Raw genomic sequence first — 9501 nt, 5'->3', positions numbered from 1 at the left:
GGGTGTTCAACCCGCGGCGGGCCCGCCGGTGAGACGGCGGGCCGGGGAAGGCCGGCGGCCCGCCCCCGCGGTGCGGGAACGGGCCGCCGGACCGTGCCGGACGCCGGATCAGCTGTGCCGGCGGACCTCCACCGTGCGGAACCGGCCGGCGACGAACGCGCCGTCGCAGTAGGCCGAGTTGGCGGCCGGGTTGGCACCCGTGCCGTGCAGGTCGGAGAAGGCGGCGGTCTGGTTGACGTAGACCCCGCCGGTGAGGTTCAGCGAGAGCGAGACACCGGAGTCCAGGCAGGCCTGCACCAGGGCCTGCTCCACCTCGGGGGAGGTGGTGTAGGCGCCGACGGTCATCGCGCCCTGCTCGCGGACGCTGCGGCGCAGCAGCTCGATGCCGGCCTCGGTGTTCTCCACCGCGACGGTGAAGGAGATCGGGCCGAACTGCTCGCCGAGGAAGGCCGCCCGGTCGTCCGGCTTGTCGGCGTCGGCCTTGACCAGGGCGGGGGTGCGGATGGTCGCGCCGGGGAACTCGCCGGAGGCCACCGGCCGCGGGGCGAGCGCGAGTTCGCCGAACTCGCCGCCGGCCGCCTGCGCGGTGCGCTGCAGCACGCCCGGGTTGACCACCGCGCCGAGGATGGCCGCCGCGCGGGCGTCGTCCGACAGCAGCCCGTCGATGGCGGCGGCCAGGTCGGCGACCACCTCGTCGTAGGACTTGTCACCCTGGTCGGTGCTGATGCCGGTGCGCGGGATCAGCAGGTTCTGCGGGGTGGTGCACATCTGGCCGCTGTACAGGGACAGCGAGAAGGCCAGGTTGTTCAGCATGCCGCGGTAGTCGTCGGTGGAGTCGACCAGCACCGTGTTGACGCCGGCCTTCTCGGTGTAGACGAGGGCCTGGCGGGCGTTGTCCTCCAGCCAGTCGCCGAAGGAGGTCGAGCCGGTGTAGTCGATGACCTTGACCTCGGGGCGGACGGCCAGCACCTGGGCGGCGGTGCCGCCCTCGTGCTCGGCGGCCAGGCACACCAGGTTCGGGTCGAAGCCGGCCTCGGCGAGCACCTCGCGGGCGATCCGGACGGTCAGCGCCAGCGGCAGCACGGCCCGCGGGTGCGGCTTGACCAGCACGGCGTTGCCGGTGGCCAGCGAGGCGAACAGCCCGGGGAAGCCGTTCCAGGTCGGGAAGGTGTTGCAGCCGATCAGCAGCGCGGTGCCGCGCGGCACCACGGTGAACTCCTTGACCATCTGCAGCGGCTCGCGCTTGCCCTGCGGCTTCGTCCAGCCGGCGCTCTGCGGCAGCCGGGTCTGCTCGGCGTAGGCGTACGCGACGGCCTCCAGGCCGCGGTCCTGGGCGTGCGGGCCGCCGGCCTGGAAGGCCATGCCGAAGGCCTGGCCGGTGGTGTGCATCACCGCGTGCGCGAACTCGTGCGAGCGGGCGTTGATCCGGGCCAGGATCTCCAGGCAGACCGCCGCGCGGGCGGCCGGGCCGGCCGCCGCCCACGCCGGGCGGGCGGCCTCCAGGGCCTCGATCAGCGCGCCGGGCTCGGTGTGCGGGTAGCTGATGCCGAGCTCGACGCCGTACGGGGAGGTCTCGCCGCCGACCAGGTCGCCGTCGGTGGGCTGGCCCTCGACCGCGAACACGGTGCCGAGCAGGGCGTCGAAGGCCGCCTTGCCGTCCTCGGCGCCGGTCTCGCCGTACGCCTTGGGGAACTCGGGGTAGGGCGACCAGTAGTCGCGCTCGGCCATCGCGGTGAGCGCGCGGTCGAGGGTGTCCTGGTGGCGTTCGATCAGGTCGGCGACCTTGGGGTCGGGGGTCGCAGCAGCCATGGTGCGCTCCTCACAGGGGCGGGCGGGACACCCCAAAGAGTAACCGAACGATCGGTCGGGACAAGAGGGCGCGGCCGCCCGCCGTCCGGACACCCCCGGTTTACGGAATGCCCAGCTCGAAGATCACGTAGCCGGCGTACCAGCCGGACGCGGCGCCCGCGACGCCGAGCACCACCGCCAGCGAGGGCAGGCTGAGCCGCCGCAGCGCGAGCGCCACCGGGATCGTCAGCGGGAACACCGGCAGCACGAACCGGGAGAGCGTGCCGAACATCTGCTGGCTGCCCAGCGCCAGCACCAGCGTCCCCAGGGTGTAGACCACCAGCACCAGCGGCGGCCGCCTCGACAGGAGCGGCACCAGCAGGCAGGGCAGCGCGAACAGCACCAGGACGGCGATCAGGTCCTCGGTCGGGTACGGGAAGAGGTAGGCGGTCTCGCCGACCAGGATGTTGGCGACCGCCGTGCTCGTGTACGAGCCCCAGTCGAAGAAGTGCAGCCAGCCGTAGCGCTGCAGGGTGAGGTAGCCGTCCAGGTGCCCCATCCGCCAGCCCACCCAGCCGATGTAGCCGAAGAAGCTCAGCGGCGGCAGCAGGATCGCCGTCAGCGGCCCGGCCACGCCGTCCCTGCGCCGGAACAGCGCGACGGCGGCGGAGAGCGCGACACCCGCGATGAGCGTCATCGAGGTCGGCCGGCTCAACCCGGCGACGAAGGCCACGAGCGCGGCCTGCGACCACTGCCGGGTGATCGTGAAGTAGCAGGCCCACGAGGCCAGCGCCACGAACAGCGACTCGGTGTACACCGCCCACTCGACGCCGGCGCCGGGGAAGGCGCCCCAGACCGCCGCGGCGATCACGCCGGCCCGCCTGCCGCCGAGGTGCGCCGCCACCGCGTAGATGCCGGCCGCGGCCACGAAGGAGGAGACCACCGAGACGAGCATGCCCGCGCCGTACAGCCCGAGGCCGGTGCCGTCCGACACCAGCCGGACGAGGCCCGGGTACAGCGGGAAGAACGCCGAGGAGTCCTGGTGGACCGGGAAGAAGCCGCCCGGGTCCGGCACCAGCTTGGGGTCGTAGCCGATCTCGGCGATCTGCCGGTACCACCAGCCGTCCCAGGAACCGACCACGTCCCACGGGTGCGCGCCGCCGCCGAACCGCGGCGACTGCTCGCGGAACTTGCCGGAGGACTCCAGCAGCATCATGAAGACGGCGAACCCGATCAGCTTGACCGCGCCGTACAGCCCGAGCGCCGGGCCGAAGCGCGCCGCCGCCGAGCCGAACGCCCTGCGCAGCGGCTCCGGGGGCCGCTGTCCGCCGCGGTCGTCCGCGCCGTCGGGCACCTGGCCGCCGGGCACCGGGTCGGCGGCGGGCCGCTGACGCGGCACCGCGGTGTCAGGTATCGCGCTCATGGACGTCGGTCCTCCGTCGCCGGTCACCCCGCCGCATGCGGGTGGCGCGGCGGAGTCTACCGCCCGCCCGTGAGCGGCCCGAAGGCCCGCGGCCGGCCGGTCGGGGCACTCCTTCGGGTGCGTCCTCGGCCGGCCGCGGGCGGGGCGTCAGGAGTACCAGACCTGGTCGCTGTTGCCGTTGCAGTCCCACTGCACGGCGAGCGTGCCGTTCGCGGTGTTGCCGCCGTAGACGCCGAGGCACTTGCCCGAGTTGCGGTTGATCAGATGGGCGGCGCCGTTGCCGACCGAGTCGATGTACCACTGCTGGTCGGCATTGCCGTTGCAGTCCCACTGGACCGCCACGGCGCCGTTCTTCCGGTCCATGCCGTAGACACCGAGACACTTGCCGGAATTCGCGTTGGTGATCGTGTAGTAGCCGCCGCCCACGCCGGAGTAGCTCCAGCGCTGGTCGGCGTTCCCGTTGCAGTCCCACTGGACGGCGTCCGTGCCGTTGTCGGTCGACATCCCGTAGACGCCCAGGCACTTGCCCGAGCTGGCGGGGTGCAGCGGACCGCTGACCAGTGCGGACGCGGTGGGGGCGGTCGCCAGGGCGGCGCCGCCGGCGAGCACCAGGCCGGCCGAGAGGGTGGCCGTGCGCCGCATCCAGTTCGTCATGGAAGGACCTTTCCGGTGATGGGTGAATGGGAAATCTCGAAGGGTCCGTTCCGGATTTCCGGTTCGTCTACGTCCCCCCTGGAAATGGACCCTAGGCGGCCCTTCCGGGGCGGAACACCGGAATTTCGGACAGCCTGGCGGCCGTTTGGGTAGCCGCCTCTCCGGGGGCTCCGCCGGCCGTCGCCGCCGCCACCCCGGGCGGAGGCGGCACCGGGCTGCCGGGGATACTCGTGCCCATGGCCGAGAACACCCCCCGTACCGCCTACACCGTCGACACGCTGCTCGCCGTGACGGTCCGGGTCTTCAACGAGCGCGGGTACGACGGCACCTCGATGGAGGACCTCTCCCGGGCCGCCGGGATCTCCAAGTCCTCGATCTACCACCACGTCCGCGGCAAGGAGGAGCTGCTGCGGCTGGCCGTCGGGCGGGCCCTGGACGCCCTCTTCGGCATCCTGGAGGAGCCCGCCGCCGAGACCGGGCCGCCGGTGGACCGGCTGGAGCACGTGGTCCGCCGCACCGTCGAGGTGCTCCTCTCCGAACTCCCCTACGTGACCCTGCTACTGAGGGTCCGCGGCAACACCGCCACCGAGCAGTGGGCGCTGGAGCGCCGCCGCGACTTCGACCACCGGGTCGCCGAACTGCTCAGGGCGGCGGTCACCGCCGGCGAGCTCCGGTCGGACGTCGAGCCCCGGCTGGCCACCCGGCTGCTCTTCGGCATGATCAACTCCATCGTGGAGTGGTACCGCCCCGGCACCCGCGGGGCGGACGGCGTCGCCGACGCCGTCGCCCACATCGCCTTCGACGGCCTCCGCGCGCGGTAAGGGACCCCCGGGGGTTGCCGCCCCCTGGTGGTTGCCCCTGTGGGTTCCCGTCTCAGGCGTCCGGGGGGACCTGGTCGGTCTCCTCGAAGACCAGCATGGTCTGGGTGCCGAGCACGTCCGGGATCGCCTGGATCCGGTTGAGGACCAGCTCGCGCAGGGCCCGGTTGTCCGCGGTGTGGACCAGCATCAGCACGTCGTACTCGCCGCCGACCAGCGCGATGTGCGCGACCCCCGGCAGCTCCAGCAGCTGTTCGCGGATGGTCCGCCAGGAGTTCTGGACGATCTTCAGCGTGATGTACGCGGACGCGCCCTGCCCGGACTTCTCGTGGTCCACCCGCGCGGTGAACCCGCGGATGACGCCCTCGTCGACCATCCTGGAGATCCGGGCGTAGGCGCTGGCCCGGGAGACGTGCACCCGCTCGGCCACCGAGCGGACGGAAGCGCGGCCGTCCTGCTGCAGCAGCCGCAGGATCGCACGGTCGACACGGTCGAGCCTGGACGTCTGTTCAGCCGACATGGCCCCCCACCCTCCCTGATTGGACGTGCTGCTTCCAGTCGACCTCCGTTCGGGCCGATTGTCCACCACCCTGTCGCACATCTGGTCAAGATGAACAGACGACCGAACAATCGGTAGGGAGCCCCCATCACCCCGGAGGTGCCCCGAGATGACCGTTCTCGACCACCGACACCAGGCGGCCGCGGTACCCGGCTGGTTGCCCGGTGCCACTGCCCCGCGGACCGACCCCGCCCCGCTGCTGCCGGACGACTCCCCCTTCCGTGTCCTGGGCACCCCGGCCCTGGAGAAGACCGACCCGGCGCTGCTGCGCGAGCTGTACCGGCGCCTGGTCGTCGGCCGCCGCTACAACCAGCAGGCCACCACCCTCACCAAGCAGGGCCGCCTCGCCGTCTACCCGGCCACCACCGGCCAGGAGGCCTGCGAGGTCGCCGCCGCGATGGCCCTGCGCGAGCAGGACTGGCTGTTCCCCAGCTACCGCGACACCCTCGCCGTGGTCGCCCGCGGCGTCGACCCGCTGGAGGCCCTCACCCTGCTCCGCGGCAACGCCCACACCGGGTACGACCCGCGGGCCACCCGCACCGCCCCGCTCTCCACCCCGCTCGCCACCCAGGCCCCGCACGCCGTGGGCCTCGCACACGCCGCGCGGCTGGCCGGCGACCCGGTCGTCGCGCTCGCCATGCTCGGCGACGGCGGCACCAGCGAGGGCGACTTCCACGAGGCGCTGAACTTCGCCGCGGTGCTGAACGCCCCGGTCGTCTTCCTCGTCCAGAACAACGGCTACGCGATCTCCGTCCCGCTCGACCGGCAGTCCGCAGCGCCGACCCTGGCCCACAAGGCCGTCGGCTACGGCATGCCCGGCCGGCTGGTCGACGGCAACGACGCCCCCGCCGTGCACGCCGTCCTGACCGAGGCCTTCGAGCGAGCCCGGGGCGGCGGCGGCCCGACCCTCGTCGAGGCGCTCACCTACCGCGTCGAGGCGCACACCAACGCCGACGACGCCACCCGCTACCGGACGGACGACGAGGTCGCCGCCTGGCGCGAGCACGACCCGATCCTGCTGATGGAGCGGCACCTGCGCCCGCTCGGCGTCCTCGACGACACGCTCGTCCAGGAGGCCGCGGACGAGGCCGAGGCGCTGGCCGCCCGGATGCGCGCCGAGTTCCACGAGGACCCGCAGCTCGACCCGATGTCGCTGTTCGCCCACGTCTACGCCGAGCCCACGCCGCAGCTGCGCGAGCAGGCCGCCCAGCTCGCAGCCGAACTGGCCGCCGAGGCCGAGGTGCACCACTGATGACGACAGTTGTCTCCGCCCGCACCAGCACCATGGCGCAGGCGCTCAACGCGGCGCTGCGCGACGCCATGCAGGCCGACCCGACCGTGCACGTCATGGGCGAGGACGTCGGCAGGCTCGGCGGCGTCTTCCGGATCACCGACGGCCTGACCGCCGAGTTCGGCCCGGACCGCTGCCTGGACACCCCGCTCGCCGAGGCCGGCATCCTCGGCACCGCCGTCGGCATGGCCATGTACGGCCTGCGCCCGGTCGTCGAGATGCAGTTCGACGCCTTCGCCTACCCGGCGCTGGAGCAGCTGTTCTCGCACGTCGCCAAGATGCGCAACCGCACCGCCGGCAAGCTGCCGCTGCCGATCACCGTCCGGGTCCCCTACGGCGGCGGCATCGGCGGCGTCGAGCACCACAGCGACTCCTCCGAGGCCTACTACGTCCAGACCCCCGGCCTGCACGTGGTCACCCCGGCGACCGTCCACGACGCCTACGGCCTGCTCCGCGAGGCCATCGCCTCCGACGACCCGGTCGTCTTCCTGGAGCCCAAACGCCTCTACTGGGGCAAGTCCGAGTGGGATCCGGCGGCGCCCGTCGAGCCGATCGGCAAGGCCGTGCTGCGCCGTACCGGCCGCTCCGCCGTGCTGATCACCTACGGCCCCTCGCTGCCGGTCTGCCTGGAGGCCGCCGAGGCCGCCAAGGCCGAGGGCTGGGACCTCGCGGTGCTGGACCTGCGCTCGCTCGTCCCCTTCGACGAGGAGACGGCCTGCGAGGTCGTCCGCTCGGTCGGCCGCGCCGTCGTCGTCCACGAGGCCACCGGCTTCGCCGGGCCGGGTGCGGAGATCGCCGCCCGGCTCACCGAGAAGTGCTTCCACCACCTGGCCGCCCCCGTGCTGCGGGTCAGCGGCTTCGACATCCCCTACCCGGCACCGATGCTGGAGCACCACCACCTGCCCGGGGTGGACCGGATCCTGGACGCGGTCGCCCGGCTGCAGTGGGAGGAGTGACTGTGATGCCCGTCGTCCGCGAGTTCACCCTGCCCGACCTCGGCGAGGGTCTCACCGGGGCCGAGGTCGTGCGGTGGATGGTCGAGGTCGGTGAGGTCATCGCCGTCGACCAGCCGGTGGTCGAGGTGGAGACCGCCAAGGCCGTGGTGGAGGTGCCCTGCCCGTACGGCGGAGTGGTCACCGCGCTCTTCGGCGAGATCGGCGAGGAGGTGCCGGTCGGCGCCCCACTGGTGACGGTCGCGGTGTCCGGGCCCGGCGGCACCGGTGCGCCGGACACCGCCGCGGCGCCCGCGGGCGGCCCCGGTGAGCCGGTGGAGCGCCCGCTGGTCGGCTACGGCGTCGCCGAGTCGCGCGGCAGCCGCCGGGCCCGGGTCCGGGCCGCTGCGGCAGCGTCCGTCCCGGCGCCCGCTCCCGTCCCGGCGCCCGCTCCGGCAGCCCCGGCGCCGGTCGCGGCGGTCGTCCCGGCCGTGGTGCCGGTGATCTCGCCGCTGGTCCGCCGGATGGCCCGGGACCACGGCATCGACCTGGCCCGGCTCTCCGGCAGCGGCCCGGACGGCCTCATCATGCGTGCGGACGTCCAGCGCGCCGTGGACGCGGCCACCGCCGCGCCGGCGGCCGCACCGGCCGCCGCAACGGCGGACCGGGACGCCGAGGTGATCCCGCTGCGCGGGCTGCGGCGCACCATCGCCGAGAAGCTCGGCCGCAGCCACCGGGAGATCCCGGCCGCGACCTGCTGGGTGGACGCCGACGCCACCGAACTGATGGCACTGCGCGCCCAGTTGAACCGTGCTCCGGGCCCCAAGGTCAGCGTCCTGGCGCTGCTCGCCCGGATCTGCACGGCCGCACTGGAGCGCTTCCCCGAGCTGAACTCCAGCGTCTCGCCGGACGGTTCGCAGATCCTCCGGCACCGGGTGGTGCACCTCGGCTTCGCGGCGCAGAGCGAGCGCGGGCTGGTCGTCCCGGTGGTCCGCGACGCCCACCTGCTCGGCACCGAGAGGCTCACCACCGAGCTCGCCCGGCTCACCGAGTCGGCCCGGGCGGGCTCGCTCACCCCGGCCGAACTCACGGGCGGCACCTTCACCCTGAACAACTACGGGGTCTTCGGGGTGGACGGCTCCACGCCGATCCTCAACCACCCGGAGGCGGCGATGCTCGGCGTCGGCCGGATCACGCCGAAGCCGTGGGTGCACGAGGGCGGGCTCGCCGTCCGGCAGGTCACCCAGCTGTCGTTCACCTTCGACCACCGGGTCTGCGACGGCGGCACGGCCGGCGGCTTCCTGCGCTTCGTCGCGGACTGCGTCGAGCAGCCGGGACTGCTGCTGCGCACGCTCTAGCCGCCGGTGAAGGCACCGGTCCGCACCGGGCCGGGTTCCCTCGGGGACCCGGCCCGTCGGCGTTCCCCGGCCCGTCCCGGCGCGCGGATGCGGAAGGGCGCCCGGAGGCCCACCGGCACTCGGGTACGGGCGCCCGGGCGCGCAACGGGGAGCGAGGGGCGCGGGTTGCGCGAGACTAGCGCGTCCGCCGGTCGTGTGTCCGCGGTTCCGTTGATTCGTGGGACGAGCACCCGGGTCGTGCCAGTCTGCTGAGGGCGTCAGCAGAGAGAAGCCAGCCGTGTGGCTGCAGGGCGACCGGAAGCGAAACGATTCTCTTGGGTACTCGTCATGTCGCATTGAAGGCACGTCCGCTGCGGGTCAGAGCCGGCTCGGGCTCCACCGGACCGGCCGCCGTGCCGGGGCTGACCCCGGCCGGAACCACTGCCCCCACTGACCCCTCCGTCCCGGACGTCCCGTCGGACACCCCGCCCGTCCGTGCGGCACCCGTCCCCGCCGCCTCCGCCGCCCCGGCGGCGCTCCCGGCGGCAGTGTCCGCCGGGGCCCGGTCCGCAGCGGCAGAGGAGGGCGCGCCGTCCGGCGCCGGCGGCCCGGATCGGCCAGGCCGGCCCTGCCCGCCGTTCCGGCGCGGCCCACCGTGCCGCCGCGGATCCCGGCCCCCGGTCGCCCGTGGGCGGGACC

At 73.8% G+C, this 9501-nt stretch carries 8 protein-coding genes; 4 read left to right on the top strand and 4 right to left on the bottom strand.

The window, feature by feature from the left end; genetic code table 11:
- Positions 1 to 108: 108 nt before the first annotated feature.
- From paaN to KSNIM_RS18700, 3 genes are all read right to left on the bottom strand, one after another.
- Positions 109 to 1809: a phenylacetic acid degradation protein PaaN gene (gene paaN / locus KSNIM_RS18710; protein ID WP_263104361.1), complete on the bottom strand. Its 1701-nt coding sequence runs from the start codon at positions 1807 to 1809 to the stop codon at positions 109 to 111.
- Between the two features lie 100 nt (positions 1810 to 1909).
- Positions 1910 to 3211 carry a hypothetical protein gene (locus KSNIM_RS18705; RefSeq protein ID WP_263104360.1) on the bottom strand — a complete coding sequence of 434 codons (1302 nt, stop codon included), beginning with the start codon at positions 3209 to 3211 and terminating at the stop codon, positions 1910 to 1912.
- A 147-nt stretch (positions 3212 to 3358) separates the two neighbouring features.
- A complete protein-coding gene (locus tag KSNIM_RS18700) occupies positions 3359 to 3865 on the bottom strand; it encodes an RICIN domain-containing protein (RefSeq protein ID WP_263104359.1) in 507 nt (168 codons plus the stop codon).
- A 236-nt stretch (positions 3866 to 4101) separates the two neighbouring features.
- Here KSNIM_RS18700 and KSNIM_RS18695 point away from each other — a divergent pair, with 236 nt between their 5' ends.
- Positions 4102 to 4686 (top strand): TetR/AcrR family transcriptional regulator, encoded by a 585-nt coding sequence (locus KSNIM_RS18695; RefSeq protein ID WP_263104358.1) that lies wholly within the window; start codon positions 4102 to 4104, stop codon positions 4684 to 4686.
- 52 nt (positions 4687 to 4738) lie between these two features.
- On the opposite strand, the gene KSNIM_RS18690 is transcribed toward KSNIM_RS18695, so the two are convergent.
- Positions 4739 to 5203 carry an Lrp/AsnC family transcriptional regulator gene (locus KSNIM_RS18690; protein ID WP_263104357.1) on the bottom strand — a complete coding sequence of 155 codons (465 nt, stop codon included), beginning with the start codon at positions 5201 to 5203 and terminating at the stop codon, positions 4739 to 4741.
- 148 nt (positions 5204 to 5351) lie between these two features.
- On the opposite strand from KSNIM_RS18690, the gene pdhA reads away from it, so the two are divergent.
- From pdhA to KSNIM_RS18675, 3 genes are read left to right on the top strand one after another with little or no spacing between them, the layout of a single operon-like run.
- Positions 5352 to 6494, top strand: coding sequence for a pyruvate dehydrogenase (acetyl-transferring) E1 component subunit alpha (gene pdhA, locus KSNIM_RS18685; protein WP_263104356.1), 1143 nt, complete (start codon positions 5352 to 5354; stop codon positions 6492 to 6494).
- Positions 6494 to 7489: an alpha-ketoacid dehydrogenase subunit beta gene (locus KSNIM_RS18680; protein ID WP_263104355.1), complete on the top strand. Its 996-nt coding sequence runs from the start codon at positions 6494 to 6496 to the stop codon at positions 7487 to 7489. Before pdhA ends, KSNIM_RS18680 begins: the two co-directional genes overlap by 1 nt.
- Positions 7490 to 7494: 5 nt before the next feature.
- Positions 7495 to 8823, top strand: a complete 1329-nt coding sequence (locus tag KSNIM_RS18675) for a dihydrolipoamide acetyltransferase family protein (RefSeq protein ID WP_263104354.1) — start codon at positions 7495 to 7497, stop codon at positions 8821 to 8823.
- Positions 8824 to 9501: the final 678 nt, after the last annotated feature.

The organism is Kitasatospora sp. DSM 101779 (assembly GCF_025655475.1).
GTDB lineage: Bacteria > Actinomycetota > Actinomycetes > Streptomycetales > Streptomycetaceae > Kitasatospora.
The sequence above is the reverse complement of the archived record's forward strand: the minus strand, read 5'-3'. Positions and strand labels throughout refer to the sequence as shown.